Origin of the sequence: Limnohabitans simekii (SeqCode), assembly GCF_965234735.1 — a bacterium.
GTDB classification, from domain to species: domain Bacteria; phylum Pseudomonadota; class Gammaproteobacteria; order Burkholderiales; family Burkholderiaceae_C; genus Limnohabitans; species Limnohabitans simekii.
This window is the reverse complement of sequence record NZ_OZ248540.1, coordinates 549007-567272: the sequence shown is the minus strand read 5'-3', so window position 1 is coordinate 567272 and position 18266 is coordinate 549007. Positions and strand designations below refer to the sequence as shown.

Genomic DNA, 18266 nt, shown 5'->3' with positions numbered 1-18266 from the left:
CCCCATTGACCCAGACTGGTCATTTTTGATGTTTCAGTCTGGATGTGTTGGTGTCAAAAAACATGTCTTGGAAATGCAGGTAAAAGGGTTGTGGCTTGGGGCTTTTGGAAGTGATGAAGCTTTTCTTGGGTTTGTCATCATCCAACACCGCGTGTTGTGGTGAAAATTTCAGATTCTTGAAAACATACTGCTCAACTGACTTCAGAAAGATCAAGAAGTTAGGCACCTTCAGTTGACGAGGCTCTTCACAGGCAAAACGCCAATGGTCGTAGTGTTCATTGGGCTGAAGCAACTGCAACTTGAATTCGAAGTTGTCAATCAACAAGCCGTACTGCTCCACACTGAAAGACAGTTCGCCCAGGTAGGTTTCTTCGTCATGTTGAAGCACCATCAGATGGTGTGGGTAAAGCTTTATGAACTGTTCCATGCCAAGCGCGAGCCATTGAAATTATCAAATGCTATATTTAAACCTCTAAAACCTGTTCAATCGATCAGTTTGTTGAGTTTTTCGATTTCTAAATGGGCAGTTTTTGCCGCTAAATTGGGCTTGCAATCATCTGGATTGGCCGTGCCAGCGGCTATTTTTTCAACAGCTTGCCAGAGCATGACCATTTGTTTCTCTTGCTCTGCGGCATGGTCGATCAGGCCGCGCATGGCTTGGCTCAAAGGGTCGTCGTTTTGCGTCACCCCATAAGCAGAAAAGCCCATTTTGGATGCCACTTCTTCACGCACCGCATCAGACTTGGCTTCGATGATGCGCGCCGGGTTGCCGACTGCAGTAGCCCCTGGGGGCACGGGTTTGGTGACCACCGCATTGCTGCCCACTTTGGCACCATCGCCCACGGTGAAGCCGCCCAATACTTTCGCGCCCGCCCCGATCACCACATCTTTGCCGAGGGTGGGGTGACGCTTGGTGCCTTTGTACAAAGAGGTGCCGCCCAAAGTGACGCCTTGGTAGATGGTGCAGCCGTCGCCAATTTCAGCGGTTTCGCCCACCACCACGCCCATGGCATGGTCGAAAAACACACGCTCGCCAATGACGGCCGCCGGATGGATTTCAATGCCGGTGAAAAAGCGCGAAACGTGAGAGATGAAACGGCCCAGCCAGTACAAACCAGCTTGCCAGCAAGCATGGGCCAAGCGGTGAAACAGCAAGGCGTGCAAGCCGGGGTAGCAGGTGAGGACTTCCAGCCAACCGCGGGCAGCGGGGTCGCGGTCGAGGATGGTTTGTGCGTCGGCACGAATTCTTGAAAACATGCAAAGAGTCTAACTTTTTCCCTTGGCCGACTGGCTCATGGCCTTGGCAATCCCGCGAAGGATGTGGACTTCTTCCTCGCTCAAGTCGGCGCGGTTGAACAACTGGTTCAGGCGTGGCATGAGTTTTTTAGGGGCGGTGGGGTCTAGAAAACCAATGTCCACCAAGGACTGTTCCCAGTGCTGCAACATCCCTGCCACTTGGGCGGCATCCGCATGGCTGGGCGTTGCAGTCGCTTCTTGCACCGCATAGCCGCCCAGGGCCAAGCGCCATTCGTAGGCCACCACCTGCACCGCACTGGCCAGGTTCAACGAGCCAAAATGCGGGTCGGTGGGAATGCTCAGCGCCACATGGCAGCGGTAAACGTCCTCGTTTTTCATGCCAAAGCGCTCAGAGCCGAACAAAAACGCGATGCCGCCCTCCCCCGTGGGGTTTGGCAAGGTGGCGAAGTGCTCGCGCGGGGAGCGGGTGGGCGGGCCAAAGTCGCGCGGCGTCATGGCGGTGGCGCACAAATGGGTGATCCCGTCCAAGGCCTCGTCCAAACTGGCCACGATGCGGGCGTTTTCCAGCACGCTCAGGGCGCCGCTGGCCCGCTGTATGGTTTCTTCTCGGCGCAGGACATTGGCCCAACGCGGGGCCACCAAGACCAAATCGTCAAAGCCCATGACCCGCATGGCGCGGGCGGTGGCGCCAACGTTGCCAGCGTGGCTGGTTTCAAGGAGGATGAAGCGGGTGTGCATGGGTCTAAAATAGCCGATTCTCGCCGCCCGTCTTACCGGGCGCATTTTTTTGGATTCCCCTCGCCTACTTTGGTGCGTGCTTCACAGGCCGCCACCCCCGCCCATGAATGTTGCCTCCTCTTCTTCCATCCACCCCATGCTCAACGTGGCCATCAAGGCTGCACGTGCTGCGGGCGTCATCATCAACCGGGCGGCGCTGGACGTCGAATCGGTGCGGGTCTCCCAGAAAATGGCCAATGACTTCGTGACCGAAGTCGACCATGCCAGCGAAAATATCATCATCGACACCTTGCTAACCGCCTACCCCGACCACGGCATCTTGGCCGAAGAGTCGGGCCAAACACGCGGCAACCCGAACGCCGAGAACATTTGGATCATCGATCCGCTGGACGGCACCACCAACTTCATCCACGGTTTTCCGTTTTACTGCGTCAGCATCGCACTGCAAAGCCGTGGCCGCCTCGAACAAGCCGTGGTGTTCGACCCGACCCGCAACGATTTGTTCACCTCCACCCGGGGCCGTGGCGCGTTTTTGAACGACCGCCGCTTGCGCGTGAGCAAGCGCACCCGCTTGGAAGAGTGCCTGATCAGCACCGGCTTTCCGTTTCGCCCCGAAGACGACTACACGGCTTATCTGAAGGTGATGGCCGACATGATGAAACGCACCGCCGGACTGCGCCGCCCCGGTGCGGCGGCACTCGATTTGGCCTATGTGGCCGCCGGGTTTGCTGATGGTTTTTTTGAAACCGGCTTGCAGCCTTGGGACATGGCGGCTGGCAGTTTGTTGATCACCGAAGCCGGTGGCTTGGTGGGCAATTTCAGCGGCGACGCCGACTACCTGCACCAGCGCGAATGCATGGCGGCCAACCCCAAGGTGTATGCGCAAATGGTCGGCCTGCTCAAGCCTTATTCCAAATTTGCCAGCGTCGAGGAAAAACGCGCGGTCAGTGAATCCCTGAAAACCTTGCGCGTCTCTGCCCCTGAAGAAGGCGGCGAATAAGCCGACCGTGGTGCTGTGACCATGGCCGATTTGTCGCAACACACCCCCATGATCGCCCAGTACTTGGGCCTCAAAGCGGACTTTCCCCACACCTTGCTTTTCTACCGCATGGGGGATTTTTACGAGCTGTTTTTTGAAGACGCTGAAAAGGCCGCGCGTTTGTTGGACATCACACTGACGCAGCGTGGCCAGTCGGCTGGCCAACCGGTGGTGATGGCCGGGGTGCCGTTTCATGCGGTGGACAACTACCTCTCGAAGCTGATCAAGCTGGGTGAATCTGTTGCCATTTGCGAGCAGGTGGGCGAAGTCGGCGGCAAAGGGCCGGTTGAGCGCAAAGTGGTGCGGGTGGTGACGCCCGGCACCCTCACCGACGCCGAACTTCTGAATGACAAAACCGAGGCCTATGTGTTGGCGGTGCATGCCAGCGAACGCGCTGGCAAACCGCAAGGCTGCGGCTTGGCTTGGCTGAGCGTGACCGAAGGCGAGTTGCGACTGGCCGAATGCGCCGCCGACGAACTGCCTGCTTGGCTGGCCCGCATTGCACCCAGCGAAGTGATTTTCAGCAGCGACTTGCCCGCGCATTTGCGCCCCCTGTTGAACAGCGCACCGGTGAAAAGCGAGCGTCCTGCTTGGGCTTTTGACAGCAGCTTGGGCCAACGCAAATTGCTGGAACAACTGCAAGCCGCCAGCTTGGTGGCGTGGCAAGCGCAAGACCTGCTGCAAGCCCATGCCGCCGCCTCGGCTTTGCTGGCCTATGCCGAACACACGCAGGGGCGCAGCCTGTCGCATGTGCAAAAAGTGCGGGTGGAACGCAACGAAGAACGCATCGACTTGCCCGCCACCACAAGGCGCAATTTGGAACTCACGCAAACCTTGCGCGGCGAAGACAGCCCCACGTTGTTTTCATTGCTCGACACCTGCATGACCGGCATGGGCAGCCGCCTTTTAAAACGCTGGCTGTTGGAACCACCGCGTGAACGCAGCTCGGCTCAACAACGCTTGGACGCCATTGCGGCACTGCAAGGTGAACATGGCGCAGGCGTGTGGCGCGAACTGCGCAGCGCTTTGAAAGGCTTGGGCGATGTGCAGCGCATCAGTGCCCGCATGGCCTTGCGCCAAGTGCGACCGCGCGAACTGGTGGCCCTGGGCTTGGCCTTGCAACGCGCCAGCGCCTTGCCCACTTTGTTGAAACCCGCTTTGCAAACACCTTGGCTTCACACCTTGTCGGCGTCCTTGGTGGCACCACCCGAGTGCGCCGCCTTGCTGCAAGCCGCTTTGTTGCCTGAACCCTCTGCCATGGTGCGCGATGGCAACGTCATCAACCACGGCTTTGACGCCGAGCTCGATGAGTTGCGCGGCATTCAAAACAACGGCGATGAATTTTTATTGGCCCTTGAAGTGCGGGAACGCGAACGCACCGGCATTGCCAACCTGAAGGTACAGTTCAACCGGGTGCATGGTTTTTACATCGAGGTGACGCAGGGCCAGCTCGACCGCGTGCCGGACGACTATCGGCGTCGCCAAACCCTGAAAAATGCCGAGCGCTTCATCACGCCCGAGCTGAAAGCCTTTGAAGACAAAGCCTTGTCGGCGCAAGACCGTGCCTTGGCGCGTGAAAAGTGGCTCTACGAACAACTGCTGGACAGTTTGCAAAGCTTTGTGCCTGCCTTGGGCCAAGTGGCCTGGGGCTTGTCCACCTTGGATGTGTTGGCCACATTGTGCGAACGCGCTTTGACGCTGAACTGGTGCGCTCCCGAGTTGGTGAACACGCCCGGCATCAGCATCACGCAAGGCCGTCATCCGGTGGTCGAGTCGCGTTTGGCTGAAACCGGTGGCAGCTTCATCGCCAACGACACTCAACTGGGCCCAGCGCAACGCATGCAAATCATCACCGGCCCGAACATGGGCGGCAAGTCCACTTACATGCGGCAAGTGGCCCTCATCGTGTTGTTGGCCAGCATGGGCAGCCATGTGCCTGCCAGCGCTTGCAGATTGGGGCCCATCGACGCCATTCACACCCGCATTGGCGCGGCTGACGATTTGGCCAATGCGCAGTCCACCTTCATGTTGGAGATGACCGAGGGCGCTCAAATTTTGAACAACGCCACACCGCAAAGCTTGGTGCTGATGGACGAAATTGGGCGCGGCACCTCCACCTTTGACGGCTTGGCTTTGGCCAGCGGCATTGCCACCTATTTGCACGACAAAACACAGGCCTACAGTTTGTTTGCCACGCATTACTTCGAGCTCACCGAGTTCGCGGCCAGCCACCGCGCCGCTGTGAACGTGCATGTGAGTGCCGCCGAAAGTGGCAACGACGTGGTGTTCTTGCACGAGATTCAAGCTGGTCCGGCCAGCAAAAGCTATGGCATTCAAGTAGCGCGTTTGGCTGGCATGCCCACCGCCGTGTTGAACCATGCCAAACATGCGTTGTCGGCTTTGGAAACCGATGCCCAAGCCAGCCGCGCCCAAGTGGATCTGTTTGCCGAGCCGCCTGAAAGTTTGGACAACGGCCCCAGCCCCTTGCAAGCCGCTGTGAACCAACTCGACCCCGACAGCCTCACCCCCCGCGAAGCGCTGGACGCGCTGTACGCCTTGAAGAAACTCACATGACCCCAGCGCTTGCAAGACCCATCCCCAGCGGCACACCGTTGGTGCTTTTTTTTCATGGCAACAGTTTTCCGGCCAGCACCTACAGCGTGATGTTGAACGAATTGCGCCGCCGTGGTTTGCAAGTGCATTCGCTTGAAAAAATCGGCCACAACCCAGCCTACCCGGTCAGCAGCAACTGGCCGCATTTGGTGGAAGAACTGTTGGCCTTCGCCAAGCCCTTGGTGGCTGCGCACACCGGCCCGGTGGTGTTCGTGGGGCACTCCTTGGGCGGCATGCTGAGTTTGATGTTGGCCGCGCAGCACCCCGAGTTGGCTCATGCCGTGGTGATGGTGGATGCACCCGCCGTGGCCGGTTGGCAAGCCCATGTGTTGCAGCTGTCCAAAAAATTGTCCTTGACGAATAAATTTTCACCCGGTGCGGTGAGTCAGAAACGCCGCCATGTGTGGGCCAACTTGGACGAGGTGCGGGCGCACTTTGCCAGCAAAAAACATTTCGCCCGCTGGCACCCGCAAGTGTTGGAAGACTACATCCAATACGGCACCGAAGAAGCGTTGGTGGACGGTCAATTGCAACGCGTTTTAAGCTTCTCGCGCGACATTGAAACCCAGATTTACAACAGCGTGCCGCACAACTTAGAGCGCATCCTCAAGCGGCATCCTTTGAAGTGCCCAGTGAGTTTGGTGGCGGCACGGCATTCGCGTGAAATGCGGATTGCAGGCAGCGACTTCACCAAGCGGGTCACCAAGGGGCGCATCACCATCATCGACGGCACGCACCTGGTGCCGATGGAAAGTCCGGTGGCCACCGCTGCTGCCATAGAAGCCGCAGTGGTGAACATGCTGGGGCCCGTGGTGGCTAAATAACTAAGCCTGCCAATTCACCAAACCACTGTAAGCCGTGACCAGCACCACCACACCAAAGGCAATGCGATAGTAGGCAAACACCACGAAAGTGTGTGTGGCGATGTAGCGCAGCAGCCAGCGCACACAAGCCCAGGCGCTCAGGAACGAGAACACCAACCCCACCGCAAACATGGGCACATCGGCCATGCTGAGCAGCGCACGATCTTTGTACAGGCTGTAAGCGCCTGCGCCAATGAGTGTGGGAATGGCCAGGTAAAACGAGAAGTCGGTGGCGGCCTTGCGACTCAGACCCAGCAACATACCGCCAATGATGGTGGCCCCGCTGCGGCTGGTGCCTGGGATCATGGCCAAGCATTGCACCAAACCAATTTTCAAGGCGTCTAAGGGTGTCATGCTTTCCACGTTGACGATGCGCGCATGGTCATCGGGGTGGCCATCGTGCAAAGGTTTGCGGCCCCAACCTTCCACCCACAAAATGATGAAACCGCCGATGATGAAGCTGGACGCCACCACGGTGGGCGTGAACAAATGCGCTTTGATGGCCTTGCCAAACAACAAGCCCAAGATCACGGCTGGCACAAAAGCGATGAGCACATTCAAGACAAAGCGCCGTGCCAAGCGCTGGGTGGGCAAGGCCACCACGGTGCTGGCAATTTTTTCCCAATAAACGATGACCACGGCCAAGATGGCGCCGGTTTGAATGGCGATGTCGAACACCTTGGCCTTCTCGTCGTCAAAGCCCAGCAAGGCGCCCGCTAGGATGAGGTGGCCGGTGGAAGAAATAGGCAGGAACTCGGTCAACCCTTCCACCACACCCATGACGGCCGCTTTGAATAACAACATGAAGTCCACGGCGTATCCTTTTGAATAAATTGGAATTATTTTAAGCTTTGTATTTCTGAATAGTTTTAAATTGATTCTTGAAACTTGCTGTATTACGATGTCATACAAATAAAGGAGTCCCCATGAGCATGCTCACTTTGCGCCTGGATGCGCAACTCGACGCCCAACTGACCAGCTTGGCCGCACAAACGGGCACCAGCAAAAGCGAACTGGCAAGACAAGCATTGCAAGCCCATGTGTTCAAACTTCAATGGGAAGCGGCCGCCACACCTATGGCGCCACATTTCTTGGCCGCAGGCGTTTATTCGGATGACGATGTGATGAAGCTGTGCGATGACTATCGGCAAGAGCGCCGCGAAATCAACCGCAGTCGCATTTCCAAGCCATGAAAGTGTTTGTCGACAGCAACGTCCTGGTTTCAGCACTGCGTGGCTCGGCGCTGTGTCGGCAGTTGCTGTTTGAGGTTCAAGAAATCTCTCAGAGGCAGGTGTTCATCAGCGAAACCGTGCTTGGCGAAACGGCCCGCATTCTTCGCCACAAAATGGGTTTTCCTGCTGTAGTGGTTGCGGCTCAATTGGCTCAAATTGCAGAGTTGCTGAATGTGTCACCCAAAGCAATGGAGCCCGTGCCTTGCGCCGACCCCGATGACGGCTGGGTGCTGGCCGACGCGGTGCAAACCGGTGCAGATTATTTTGTCACCGGCGATAAGGTTTTGTTGACCATGTATGCAGTTCAATCCATGCGCATTGTGACGCCACGCGAATTGATGGATCAGGTTTATCGAGGTATTCCTATTGCAAGATTTGATGCGCATGAAGCACTTGGAACAACGATTAAGACGGAAACTTTGACATGCAACTCACCCCCCTCATTGCTGTTCACATGACCGCAGCCCTGTGCGCTGTCGTGATTGCCTGATTGCGGGTGGTTTCACCCTGTTGCCCTCGCGTTACTTGGGCAACTTGGTTTGGCATGAGTGGCCGGGCTGGCTTTAAACGCGAACTTGAGCCCCCTAAAATCACTGCATGACCCAACCTCCTGCCCCAGCCACACCCGAAGAACACAAACCCAGCAACTTTCTGCGCCAGATCATCGAGAGTGACCTTGAAAAAGGCACCTATGCCAGCCGCCGCTGGGCGGGCAGCCCCGGGGACGCAGCGCACCACGCCCAAGGGCAGCCAGACCCCGCCAAAATCCGCACCCGCTTTCCGCCCGAGCCCAATGGCTATTTGCATGTGGGCCACGCCAAAAGCATTTGCATCAACTTCGGTTTGGCGCGTGACTATGGCGGCGTGTGCCACCTGCGCTTTGACGACACCAACCCCGAAAAAGAAGACACCGAGTATGTGAACAGCATCATCGATGCGGTGAAGTGGCTGGGCTTTGATTGGCGCCAACCGGGCAACGACGCGCCCTACCAAGCCAGCGACTATTTCGATTTCATGTACCGCGCCGCCGAGCATTTGATTCAAACCGGCCATGCCTATGTGGACGAACAAACGGCTGATGAAATGCGCCTCAACCGCGGCGACTTTGGCAAGCCCGGTGTCAACAGCCCCTATCGCAGCCGGTCCGTGGCCGAGAACCTGGCCCGCTTTCGCGAGATGCGCGACGGCAAATTAGCCGATGGTGCCGCTGTGCTTCGCGCCAAAATTGACATGGCCTCGCCCAACATCAACATGCGCGACCCGGCCATCTACCGCATTCGCCGCGCCACGCACCACAACACCGGTGACACATGGTGCATCTACCCGATGTACACCTTTGCGCATCCCATCGAAGACGCGCTAGAGCAAATCACCCACAGCATTTGCACCTTGGAATTCGAGGACCAACGCCCGTTTTACGACTGGCTGATGGAGCGCTTGTCGCAAGCCGCCACACTGGCGGATGGCAGCACGGTGTCGGGTTTGTTGGCCGCGCCTGCGCCCAAGCAATACGAATTTGCACGGCTGAACCTCACCTACGTCATCACCAGCAAACGCAAGCTGGCCCAACTGGTGAACGAGGGCAAAGTCAGCGGCTGGGACGACCCGCGGATGCCCACCATCGTCGGTTTGCGACGCCGTGGCTACACACCCGAGAGCTTGCAGCTGTTTGCCGAGCGCATTGGCGTCACCAAATCGGACAGCTGGATCGACTACAGCACCTTGGAAGGCTGCTTGCGCGAAACCTTAGAGCACACCGCGCACCGCGCCATGGCTGTGCTGAATCCCGTCAAGTTGGTTCTGACCAACTGGGACGAGGCCTTCGGAGCCGGTCACTTGGAGGCTTGCACCCTGCCCGCCTTGCCACATCCGCCTGAAGGCCAGCCTGAACCTGCGGCGCGTCAATTCAGCATCGGCAAAGAAGTGTGGATTGAACGCGAAGACTTTGAAGAAGTGCCGCCCAAGGGCTACAAACGCCTGAGTCCGCCCAAGCTGAACCCTGACGGCTCAACCAGCGCAGGCGCGGTGGTGCGCTTGAAAGGCGGCTTTGTGGTCGAGTGCACGGGCTGCAGCAAAGACGCCAACGGCGTGGTGACCGAAGTGCATGCCAAGGTGTTTCCTGAAACCAAGAGCGGCACGGCTGGCTCGGACAGCGTGAAAGCCAAAGGCGTGATCACCTGGGTAGGCGTGGCCGATGGCGTGCAAGCCGAAGTGCGTTTGTACGACCGCCTGTTCAGTGATGCCCAACCCGACGCCGGTGGCAAAGACTTTTTGGAAGCCTTGAACCCCCACAGCTTGCAAGTGGTGCAGGCCTTCGTAGAACCTTCCTTGCTGAATGCCTTGCCCGATCAGAAATTTCAGTTTGAACGATTCGGCTACTTTGTGACGGATCGGGTGGACCACTCGTCAGCACATTTGGTGTTCAACAGGGCGGTGGGGTTGAAGGACAGTTGGGCGAAATAATCATCTAAATGGAGACAACATGAACGCCACCGAACTCTTCTCATTGCAAGGCCGCGTGGCCCTCGTCACCGGCGGCTCGCGGGGCATTGGCCGCATGATCGCCAAAGGCCTCTTGTGCCAAGGCGCACGGGTTTACATCACGGCCCGCAAAGCCGCAGCTTGTGACGCCACCGCCAAAGAACTGTCTGCCTTTGGCACCTGCATCTCCATGCCTTTGGATATATCCAACAAAGAAGGCATTGCGCAGTTGGTGCAACAGTTGGGCGAGAAAGAAAAACACCTGGACATCTTGATCAACAACGCGGGTGCAGCCTGGGGTGCGCCGTTTGACGAATTCCCCGAAGCAGGTTGGGACAAGGTGGTGGACCTCAACATGAAAACGCCGTTTTTCTTGACGCAAGCCTTGGCCCCCATGCTGCGCCAAGCGGCCAAGCAACACATGGCCAAGGTGATCAACATCGCGTCCATCGACGGCCTCTCGGTCAACCCGTGGGAAACCTATTCGTATGCGGCCAGCAAGGCGGGTGTGATTCACCTGACCAAGCGCATGTCGCTTGAACTCATCAAAGACGGCATCTGTGTGAATGCCATCGCACCCGGTGCTTTTGCCTCCGAGATGAACCGCGAAGCACGCGACCATGGTGACGCCACCGCACAAACCATTCCGGCACGCCGCATTGGCAAAGACGAGGACATGGCGGCGGCAGCCATTTACCTGAGCAGCAACGCCAGCGACTATGTGGTGGGCCACACCTTGGTGGTGGACGGTGGCGTCACCTTGGCGCGGGGCTGAGGTGATAATCCCTGCACATTCAACAGGGGAACCCCATGGCCAAAGGCGAACAACGCAGCAACAAGATGTCCAAAAAACCCAAAAAGGACACCTCGCCACCCAAGGTCATCGTGCCGGGTGACCGTCCTGTGCCACCCACCACCTTTGTGGCGCCACGCGGTAAATTGAAAAACAAATAAAACTAATGAACCGGCCCTTTCAGGGCTTCGGGCAGTGGCAATGGCATCACATGGATGCCCTCTTCCAACAAGGCCTGGGTTTCGTCCAAGCTGACGCGCCCGCGAATGCCACGCTCTTCGGTTTCACCGTAATGCATCTTGCGGGCTTCATCGGCAAACTGTGTGCCCACGTCTTCGGTGTGGGCCATCACGTGTTGCACCATGTGCATCCACGCGGCTTGCATGTCTGCGGGCATGGTGACCGCCGGTGCGGCGGCTGGCACCGTGGCCAAGGCACGTTCTTCAGAGGGTGCTTCAGAAACTCGCTCAGAGCGAGAGGTGCTCAGGTTCAGTCGCGGTGCGCTCAGCATTTTGCTGATGTCGTGGTTGCCACACAGAGGGCAGGAAACGAGGTCTTGGGCCCGCTGCGACTGGTAGTCGTCCTCAGACGCAAACCAGCCTTCAAAGACGTGCTGGTGTTGGCATTGGAGGTTCAGGACTTTCATGGCGTCATCATGACAGATATGCCGCAAGTGCGAAAGCCGTGGGCGTCAAGTCCCCAAAGCCTTGACCACAGCGTCTGCACACAAACCCATCAGACCACCGGGCAACAACCCCAGCACCAACACCAACGCGCCGTTGATGCCCAGCACGACGCGCACCTGGGTGTCGGCAGACACGGTGCTGGCAGTCAAGGGCGGGTCAAAGTACATGACCTTGATGACGCGCAAGTAATAAAACGCGCCCACCAGGGAAATCATGACGGCAAAAACGGCCAGCAACAAAGCACTGGTTTGTCCTGAAGACACCAAGGCTTGCAGCACTGACAACTTGGCGAAGAAACCGACCAAGGGCGGCACACCCGCCAAGGAGAACAAGCAGATGGCCATGACCCCAGCAAACAAAGGACTGCGCTGGTTCAAGCCAGCCAAATCAGAAATTTCTTCGCTCTCAAAGCCTTCACGCGCCAACAACAAAATGACGCCGAACACGCCCAAGGTGGTGAGCACATAGGTGACCATGTAGAACATGGCCGAGCTGTAGGCGTTGGCCGCTGACAAGGTGTTGCCATAGGTGACGCCCGACAACATGCCAATGAAGACAAAACCCATTTGTGCAATGGTGGAAAAAGCCAGCATGCGTTTCAAATTGGTTTGTGCAATGGCCGTGAAATTGCCGACCAACAGGGTGGCCAAGGCCAAGACGCCCAACATTTGCTGCCAATCAATGGCCAGTGGCAACAAGCCGTCAACCAGCAAGCGCATCATCAAGGCAAAGGCCGCCAATTTCGGGGCGCCCGCAATCATCAAGGTGACGGCGGTAGGTGCCCCTTGATAAACATCGGGTACCCACATGTGAAAGGGTGCTGCGCCAAATTTGAATGCAATGCCACAGACCACGAACACCAAACCCAAAACCAACACTTGGTGCTTGATGTGGCCACTGCCCACGGCGGCAAACACGCCGGTCAAGTCCAAGGTTCCTGTGGCGCCGTACAGCATGGACAAGCCATACAGCAAGAAGCCACTGGCCAAGGCGCCCAACACAAAATACTTCATGGCCGCTTCGGTGGCGTTGCCGTTGTCACGCCGCAAAGCCACCAAGGCGTAACTGGACAAGGTGAGCAACTCCAGACCCAAGTAAATGACCAAGAAGTTGTTGCCGGAAATCATGACAAACATGCCGAGCAAAGACAACAAGCTCAGGGTGAACAATTCACCACCATCCAACATGCTTCGTTCGGCGGCATAGGGGCGCCCGTACACCAAAGTGACCATCACCGCCAGCGTGGCAAAACACTTGAGCCAATTGCCCATGGCGTCGGAGACCACCATGTGGCCAAAGCCGTAATGGGTTTCACCAGTGGTGGCCAAATAGGCTTGCATCAGCGCCACCACGCCCAAGGTGATCATGCTCAAACCATAGGTCAGACTGCGCTTCGGACTGGTCACCCACAGGTCCACCAGGGCGATGACACAGGTCATGACCAGCAACACGATTTCGGGATAAGCCGTCACCCAGTTGTAGTTGTCCATCATTCTTGAATTCCAAAGTAGGTCATCGGGCAGATCATTGCGGCAACTTGCTGGTGGCCACATGTGCCAACAACTGATCGACAGAGACATTCATCACATCGGTGAAAGGCTTGGGATAGACACCCATCCACAGCACAGCCAAGGCCAACAAACTCAGCATCAAAAATTCGCGGGCGTTGATGTCTTTCAGGGCGCGGACATCGTCATTGGTGACGGGGCCCAAATACACCCGCTTGACCATCCACAAGGTATAAGCCGCGCCAAAGATGAGGGCGGAGGCGGCCAAAAGACCCAGCCAGAAATTGAATTTGACGGTGGCCAAAATGACCATCCATTCACCGACAAACCCAGCGGTGCCGGGCAAGCCGCAATTGGCCATGGCGAAAAACAAAGCAAAAGCGGCGAACTTGGGCATGGTGTTGACCACGCCGCCATAGCTGGCAATTTCACGCGAATGGACGCGGTCATACAGGACGCCGATGCACAAGAACATGGCGGCTGAGACAAAGCCGTGGGCGATCATTTGCACGATGCCACCACTGACGCCCAAGCTGCTGAACACAAAAAAGCCCAAGGTGACGAAGCCCATGTGCGCCACCGACGAATACGCCACGAGTTTTTTCATGTCTTGCTGCACCACAGCCACCAAGCCCACATACACCACGGCAATCAAAGACAAGGCGATCATCAGCCAAGCCCATTCTTGTGACGCATCAGGGGTGATCGGCAAGGAGAAACGCAAGAAACCATAAGCGCCCAACTTCAGCATGATGGCGGCCAAGACGGCCGAGCCACCGGTGGGGGCTTCCACGTGCACATCGGGCAACCAAGTGTGCACCGGCCACATCGGCACCTTCACCGCGAAGGCGGCAAAGAAGGCGAAGAACAACAAGGTTTGCGGTTTCGATGCCAACGGCAGTTGTTGCCAAGTGGCCAGATCAAAACTGCCCTCTGACGCGATGTAGAGGTAGATCAGGGCCACCAGCATCAACAAGGAACCGAGCAAGGTATAGAGGAAAAACTTGAACGCTGCGTAGATTTTGTTCGGTCCACCCCAAACACCGATGATCAAGTACATGGGAATCAAAGTGGCTTCAAAGAAGACATAGAACAACATGCCGTCTAAGGCGCAAAACACCCCAATCATCACGCCGCTCAGCACCAAAAATGCGCCCATGTATTGGTTCACGCGCTCGGTGATGACTTCCCATCCAGCAATCACCACGATGATGGTGATGAAGGCGGTGAGCAAGACAAACCACAAGGAGATGCCGTCCACACCCAAGTGGTAATGCATGTTGAAGCGCAGGATCCAAGGCATTTTTTCAACAAACTGCATGGCTCCGCTGGCAACGTCAAATGCGGTGTACAAAGGCAAGGTCACCAAGAAACTGATGACTGCAGCAAATAGTGCCGCCCAACGCACCAACTTGGCATGCTCATCACGGCCAAAAGCCAACAACAACACGCCAAAAAAAATGGGGGTCCAAATGGCCAGGCTCAGGATTCCCATGGCGACTCTCTCATGTCAAAGTGGATCATTTCTGTCATCGTTCTCATCGCTTGATCCACACAAAATAAGTGATCAGAGCAAACATGCCCAAAATCATCAACAAGGCATAGTGGTAGAGATAGCCAGTTTGCAAACGACGTGCAAAACGAGCAACCCGTCCAATCAGTTGCCAAGAACCGTTGACCACAAAACCATCGATCACGCCTTGGTCGCCACCCTTCCACAAACCAGTGGCCAGCAAGCGGGTACCGCGGGCCAACACTTGCTCGTTGAAAGCGTCTAGGTAGTATTTGTTGACCAACAAGGTGTGCACGGGCTTGAACATGCGCTCAATGGCAGCGGGCACACGCGGGTTGATCATGTACATGTAATAGGCCACAACAACACCCGCCAAAGCCAATATGAAGGGCCAAGTACTCAAACCATGTTCAGCCATGGCCAAAGCACCGTGGAATTTGTCACCCAACTCGCTCATGGCAGGGTGCAAGCCATGGTTGACGGCGATGGCATCATTGAAAAAGTCGCCAAACAGCATGGGCTCGATGGTGAAGTAGCCAATCAATACCGATGGAATGGCCAACAACACCAAAGGCAGCGTCACCACCCATGGCGACTCATGGGGAGCTTGGTGGGCATCGTGGCCATGACCGTGGTCGTGGTGGGCATCTGGGTTTTGGTCAAAACGTTCTTTGCCGTGGAACACCAAGAAATACATGCGGAAAGAATAGAAGGCGGTGATGAAAACACCCGCTAACACCGCCAAGTGCGCCCAAGACGCAGCAGGCAAATGGCTGGCTGCCACCGCTTCGATGATGCTGTCTTTGGAATAAAAGCCGGAGAACAACGGTGTGCCGATCAGGGCCAAGGAACCCAGCAAAGACGTGATCCAGGTGATGGGCATGTACTTGCGCACACCGCCCATCCAACGGATGTCTTGGTTGTGGTGCATGCCCATGATGACCGAGCCCGCCCCCAAGAACAACAAGGCTTTGAAAAAGGCATGGGTCATCAGGTGGAACACCGCCACCGAATAAGCCGAAGCACCAAGCGCCACCGTCATGTAACCCAACTGGGACAAGGTGGAATAAGCCACCACCCGCTTGATGTCGTTTTGCACAATGCCCAAGAAACCCATGAAGAGCGCGGTGATGGACCCGACCACCAAGATCAAGTTCAAGGCGGTGTCAGACAACTCGAACAAGGGCGACATGCGAGCGACCATGAAGATGCCTGCCGTCACCATGGTGGCGGCGTGAATCAAAGCAGAAATGGGTGTCGGGCCTTCCATGGAATCGGGCAACCAAACATGCAGTGGGAACTGCGCTGACTTGCCCATGGCACCCACAAACAAGCAAATGCAAATGACCGTCACCAACATCCATTCAGTGCCCGGCAATTGCAGTGCGCCCAACTCGGCCGCTTTGCCAAAAACCTCGGTGTAATTCAGTGAGCCTGCGTAGGCGGCAATCAGGCCAATGCCCAAGATGAAGCCAAAGTCACCCACGCGGTTGACCAAAAAAGCTTTCATGTTGGCAAACACGGCACTTGGTTTGTTGAACCAAAAACCAATGAGCAAATAAGACACCAAGCCCACGGCTTCCCAGCCAAAGAAAAGTTGCAACAAATTGTTGCTCATCACCAGCATCAGCATGGAGAAGGTGAACAAGGAGATGTAGGCGAAGAAGCGGTTGTAGCCCTTGTCTTCTTCCATGTAGCCGATGGTGTAGATATGAACCATCAAAGACACGAAGGTCACGACGCACATCATCATGGCGGTCAGGCCATCGACCATGAAGCCAATTTCCATTTTCAAACCACCCACTTCCATCCAGGTGTAGAGGGTTTCATTGAAACGTGCGCCTTCGGTCACCACGCTGTAGAGCGTTTGCGCGGACAAGACAAAGGACACCAGCACGCCCAAGATAGTGAGCGTGTGGGACATGCGACGGCTCAGGTGTGCGCCGCCCAATTGCGTGCCCAAAATACCAGCCAACAGTGCGCCGACCAACGGGGCCAGGGCGACGGTGAGCAGGGTGGAAGCTTGAATGGTTTGGCTCATGAATCAGGTCAGCCCTTGAGGACATTGAGTTCGTCCACATTGACGCTGGAACGGTTTCGGAACAACAAGACCAAGATGGCCAAACCAATGGCCGACTCAGCTGCTGCGACTGTCATGATGAAGAACACAAAAATTTGACCTTGCATGTCACCCAAGTAATGCGAGAAGGCCACGAAATTGGTGTTGACTGCCAGCAGCATCAGTTCGATGGCCATCAACAACACAATGAGATTTTTGCGATTCAAAAAGATGCCAATGACCGACAAGGCAAACAGCACGGCGCTGAGGGTCAGATAGTGGCCAAGAGTGACAGTCATGCTTTGGGCTCCTCAGGGGCGGGGGGAGGCACCAAGGCTTGGTGCACAGGATCGACTTTGACCATGCGCAAGCGGTCTGCCGGTTTGACCTTGATTTGTTCTGCAGGGTCTTGCAATTTATTGTCTTGGCGCTTGCGCATGGTGAGCGCAATCGCTGCAATGATGGCCACCAACAAAATAACAGCGGCTACTTCCAGCGGATAAAGATAATCGGTGTAGAGGGCGATACCCAATTCTTTGGTGTTTGAAATCGTGCCGCCATTGGCATCAAGCACAGGTGCCGGGGCAGGTGCCGAGCGGAATCCGCCCATCAGTACCGACGCCAATTCAAGGGCCAGCACCGCGCCAATCGAAGCGGCCAAAGGGAAGTTGTTCCAAAACCCTTGTTTGAGCTTTTCAAGATTGACGTCAATCATCATCACCACAAACAAGAACAACACCATCACCGCACCCACGTAGACCAGCACCAAGGTGATGGACAAGAACTCGGCATGCAACAACATCCAAATACCAGCGGCTTGAAAAAACGCCAAGATCAGGTAGAGGGCGGCGTGCACGGGGTTGCGCACCGTGATGACACGCACGGCGGCAAACAGCAGCACAGCGGCAAAAGCGTAGAACAGAACTGATTTGACGTCCATGTTGCTATCTTTCCAAGGGGTTAACGGTACTTGGCATCGGCTGCCTTGTTGGCCGCAATTTGCGGCTCATATCGGTCGCCCACGGCCAGCAACATGTCTTTGGTGAAGTACAGGTCGCCACGTTTTTCACCGTGGTATTCAAAGATGTGGGTTTCAACAATCGAATCGACAGGGCAACTTTCTTCGCAAAAGCCGCAAAAAATGCATTTGGTCAGATCAATGTCATAGCGGGTGGTGCGACGCTGGCCATCGGCACGCACATCGGATTCGATGGTGATGGCCATGGCGGGACACACGGCCTCGCACAATTTGCAGGCGATGCAACGCTCTTCGCCGTTTTCGTAGCGGCGCAAGGCGTGCAGGCCACGAAAACGCGGGCTCAGCGGTGTTTTTTCTTCAGGAAATTGCACCGTGATCTTGCGGGCAAACATATAGCGACCGGTGATGGCAAAGCCTTTGAAAAACTCCAACAGCAAAAAGCTAGAGAAGAAATCAAGCCAAGAAAACGGCGCGACAGCAGTGGTGGAAGGGCGGTTCATGCGTG

The 18266-nt window shown here is 56.4% G+C and carries 19 protein-coding genes; 8 read left to right on the top strand and 11 right to left on the bottom strand.

Going from position 1 to position 18266, the window contains the following annotated elements; genetic code table 11:
* Positions 1 to 19: 19 nt before the first annotated feature.
* The 3 genes from AC8GFP_RS02905 to AC8GFP_RS02895 all read right to left on the bottom strand — a co-directional run bounded on the left by AC8GFP_RS02905 (position 20) and on the right by AC8GFP_RS02895 (position 1995).
* Positions 20 to 391, bottom strand: coding sequence for a hypothetical protein (locus tag AC8GFP_RS02905; RefSeq protein ID WP_506610045.1), 372 nt, complete (start codon positions 389 to 391; stop codon positions 20 to 22).
* 92 nt (positions 392 to 483) lie between these two features.
* On the bottom strand, positions 484 to 1257 hold the full coding sequence (gene cysE / locus AC8GFP_RS02900) for a serine O-acetyltransferase (RefSeq protein ID WP_506610043.1): 774 nt from the start codon (positions 1255 to 1257) through the stop codon (positions 484 to 486).
* A 9-nt stretch (positions 1258 to 1266) separates the two neighbouring features.
* Positions 1267 to 1995 (bottom strand): RNA methyltransferase, encoded by a 729-nt coding sequence (locus tag AC8GFP_RS02895; RefSeq protein WP_506610041.1) that lies wholly within the window; start codon positions 1993 to 1995, stop codon positions 1267 to 1269.
* Positions 1996 to 2098: 103 nt separating this feature from the next.
* Here AC8GFP_RS02895 and AC8GFP_RS02890 point away from each other — a divergent pair, with 103 nt between their 5' ends.
* Genes AC8GFP_RS02890 through AC8GFP_RS02880 form a run of 3 tightly spaced genes read left to right on the top strand, consistent with a single transcriptional unit; the run spans position 2099 to position 6471 of the window.
* Positions 2099 to 2995: an inositol monophosphatase family protein gene (locus AC8GFP_RS02890; RefSeq protein ID WP_506610039.1), complete on the top strand. Its 897-nt coding sequence runs from the start codon at positions 2099 to 2101 to the stop codon at positions 2993 to 2995.
* A 21-nt stretch (positions 2996 to 3016) separates the two neighbouring features.
* On the top strand, positions 3017 to 5608 hold the full coding sequence (mutS, locus tag AC8GFP_RS02885; protein ID WP_506610037.1) for a DNA mismatch repair protein MutS: 2592 nt from the start codon (positions 3017 to 3019) through the stop codon (positions 5606 to 5608).
* The gene (locus AC8GFP_RS02880; protein ID WP_506610035.1) at positions 5605 to 6471 is read left to right on the top strand and encodes an alpha/beta hydrolase; all 867 of its coding nucleotides are present in this window, start codon (positions 5605 to 5607) and stop codon (positions 6469 to 6471) included. Before mutS ends, AC8GFP_RS02880 begins: the two co-directional genes overlap by 4 nt.
* Here the strand turns inward: AC8GFP_RS02880 and AC8GFP_RS02875 are convergent, their stop codons facing one another.
* Complete coding sequence (locus AC8GFP_RS02875; RefSeq protein ID WP_506610033.1) at positions 6472 to 7323, bottom strand: undecaprenyl-diphosphate phosphatase; 852 nt, start codon at positions 7321 to 7323, stop codon at positions 6472 to 6474.
* 113 nt (positions 7324 to 7436) lie between these two features.
* Between AC8GFP_RS02875 and AC8GFP_RS02870 the strand changes: the two genes are divergently transcribed.
* From AC8GFP_RS02870 to AC8GFP_RS02850, 5 genes are all read left to right on the top strand, one after another.
* Positions 7437 to 7703 carry a ribbon-helix-helix protein, CopG family gene (locus AC8GFP_RS02870; protein WP_506610031.1) on the top strand — a complete coding sequence of 89 codons (267 nt, stop codon included), beginning with the start codon at positions 7437 to 7439 and terminating at the stop codon, positions 7701 to 7703.
* The gene (locus AC8GFP_RS02865; protein ID WP_506610029.1) at positions 7700 to 8200 is read left to right on the top strand and encodes a putative toxin-antitoxin system toxin component, PIN family; all 501 of its coding nucleotides are present in this window, start codon (positions 7700 to 7702) and stop codon (positions 8198 to 8200) included. The genes AC8GFP_RS02870 and AC8GFP_RS02865 overlap by 4 nt, the downstream gene beginning before the upstream one ends.
* A 139-nt stretch (positions 8201 to 8339) precedes the next feature.
* Positions 8340 to 10205 carry a glutamine--tRNA ligase/YqeY domain fusion protein gene (locus AC8GFP_RS02860; protein WP_506610027.1) on the top strand — a complete coding sequence of 622 codons (1866 nt, stop codon included), beginning with the start codon at positions 8340 to 8342 and terminating at the stop codon, positions 10203 to 10205.
* A gap of 19 nt (positions 10206 to 10224) precedes the next feature.
* Positions 10225 to 10998 carry an SDR family oxidoreductase gene (locus AC8GFP_RS02855; protein ID WP_506610025.1) on the top strand — a complete coding sequence of 258 codons (774 nt, stop codon included), beginning with the start codon at positions 10225 to 10227 and terminating at the stop codon, positions 10996 to 10998.
* 35 nt (positions 10999 to 11033) lie between these two features.
* Positions 11034 to 11177, top strand: a complete 144-nt coding sequence (locus AC8GFP_RS02850) for a hypothetical protein (RefSeq protein ID WP_506610023.1) — start codon at positions 11034 to 11036, stop codon at positions 11175 to 11177.
* Between the two features lie 2 nt (positions 11178 to 11179).
* On the opposite strand, the gene AC8GFP_RS02845 is transcribed toward AC8GFP_RS02850, so the two are convergent.
* The 7 genes from AC8GFP_RS02845 to nuoI are packed head-to-tail and all read right to left on the bottom strand — an operon-like array spanning position 11180 to position 18261.
* Complete coding sequence (locus AC8GFP_RS02845) at positions 11180 to 11662, bottom strand: DUF1178 family protein (protein WP_506610021.1); 483 nt, start codon at positions 11660 to 11662, stop codon at positions 11180 to 11182.
* Positions 11663 to 11707: 45 nt separating this feature from the next.
* A complete protein-coding gene (nuoN, locus tag AC8GFP_RS02840) occupies positions 11708 to 13195 on the bottom strand; it encodes an NADH-quinone oxidoreductase subunit NuoN (RefSeq protein WP_506610019.1) in 1488 nt (495 codons plus the stop codon).
* Positions 13196 to 13226: 31 nt separating this feature from the next.
* Positions 13227 to 14705, bottom strand: coding sequence for an NADH-quinone oxidoreductase subunit M (locus tag AC8GFP_RS02835; RefSeq protein WP_506610017.1), 1479 nt, complete (start codon positions 14703 to 14705; stop codon positions 13227 to 13229).
* Between the two features lie 43 nt (positions 14706 to 14748).
* Complete coding sequence (gene nuoL, locus AC8GFP_RS02830; RefSeq protein ID WP_506610015.1) at positions 14749 to 16764, bottom strand: NADH-quinone oxidoreductase subunit L; 2016 nt, start codon at positions 16762 to 16764, stop codon at positions 14749 to 14751.
* 8 nt (positions 16765 to 16772) lie between these two features.
* The gene (nuoK, locus tag AC8GFP_RS02825) at positions 16773 to 17081 is read right to left on the bottom strand and encodes an NADH-quinone oxidoreductase subunit NuoK (protein ID WP_506610014.1); all 309 of its coding nucleotides are present in this window, start codon (positions 17079 to 17081) and stop codon (positions 16773 to 16775) included.
* Positions 17078 to 17722, bottom strand: coding sequence for an NADH-quinone oxidoreductase subunit J (locus AC8GFP_RS02820; protein WP_506610011.1), 645 nt, complete (start codon positions 17720 to 17722; stop codon positions 17078 to 17080). Before AC8GFP_RS02820 ends, nuoK begins: the two co-directional genes overlap by 4 nt.
* Positions 17723 to 17742: 20 nt before the next feature.
* Complete coding sequence (gene nuoI, locus AC8GFP_RS02815) at positions 17743 to 18261, bottom strand: NADH-quinone oxidoreductase subunit NuoI (RefSeq protein ID WP_506610009.1); 519 nt, start codon at positions 18259 to 18261, stop codon at positions 17743 to 17745.
* Positions 18262 to 18266: the final 5 nt, after the last annotated feature.

Bases quoted from the DNA above. Each gene is read 5' to 3' on its own strand.
- AC8GFP_RS02845 (WP_506610021.1), bottom strand. From the start codon at position 11,662: ATGAAAGTCCTGAACCTCCAATGCCAACACCAGCACGTCTTTGAAGGC.
- AC8GFP_RS02855 (WP_506610025.1), top strand. From the start codon at position 10,225: ATGAACGCCACCGAACTCTTCTCATTGCAAGGCCGCGTGGCCCTCGTC.
- AC8GFP_RS02820 (WP_506610011.1), bottom strand. From the start codon at position 17,722: ATGGACGTCAAATCAGTTCTGTTCTACGCTTTTGCCGCTGTGCTGCTG.
- AC8GFP_RS02865 (WP_506610029.1), top strand. From the start codon at position 7,700: ATGAAAGTGTTTGTCGACAGCAACGTCCTGGTTTCAGCACTGCGTGGC.
- mutS (WP_506610037.1), top strand. From the start codon at position 3,017: ATGGCCGATTTGTCGCAACACACCCCCATGATCGCCCAGTACTTGGGC.
- AC8GFP_RS02880 (WP_506610035.1), top strand. From the start codon at position 5,605: ATGACCCCAGCGCTTGCAAGACCCATCCCCAGCGGCACACCGTTGGTG.
- cysE (WP_506610043.1), bottom strand. From the start codon at position 1,257: ATGTTTTCAAGAATTCGTGCCGACGCACAAACCATCCTCGACCGCGAC.
- nuoI (WP_506610009.1), bottom strand. From the start codon at position 18,261: ATGAACCGCCCTTCCACCACTGCTGTCGCGCCGTTTTCTTGGCTTGAT.
- nuoN (WP_506610019.1), bottom strand. From the start codon at position 13,195: ATGATGGACAACTACAACTGGGTGACGGCTTATCCCGAAATCGTGTTG.
- AC8GFP_RS02860 (WP_506610027.1), top strand. From the start codon at position 8,340: ATGACCCAACCTCCTGCCCCAGCCACACCCGAAGAACACAAACCCAGC.
- AC8GFP_RS02905 (WP_506610045.1), bottom strand. From the start codon at position 391: ATGGTGCTTCAACATGACGAAGAAACCTACCTGGGCGAACTGTCTTTC.
- AC8GFP_RS02870 (WP_506610031.1), top strand. From the start codon at position 7,437: ATGAGCATGCTCACTTTGCGCCTGGATGCGCAACTCGACGCCCAACTG.
- AC8GFP_RS02850 (WP_506610023.1), top strand. From the start codon at position 11,034: ATGGCCAAAGGCGAACAACGCAGCAACAAGATGTCCAAAAAACCCAAA.
- AC8GFP_RS02835 (WP_506610017.1), bottom strand. From the start codon at position 14,705: ATGGGAATCCTGAGCCTGGCCATTTGGACCCCCATTTTTTTTGGCGTG.
- AC8GFP_RS02890 (WP_506610039.1), top strand. From the start codon at position 2,099: ATGAATGTTGCCTCCTCTTCTTCCATCCACCCCATGCTCAACGTGGCC.
- AC8GFP_RS02895 (WP_506610041.1), bottom strand. From the start codon at position 1,995: ATGCACACCCGCTTCATCCTCCTTGAAACCAGCCACGCTGGCAACGTT.
- nuoK (WP_506610014.1), bottom strand. From the start codon at position 17,081: ATGACTGTCACTCTTGGCCACTATCTGACCCTCAGCGCCGTGCTGTTT.
- nuoL (WP_506610015.1), bottom strand. From the start codon at position 16,764: ATGAGCCAAACCATTCAAGCTTCCACCCTGCTCACCGTCGCCCTGGCC.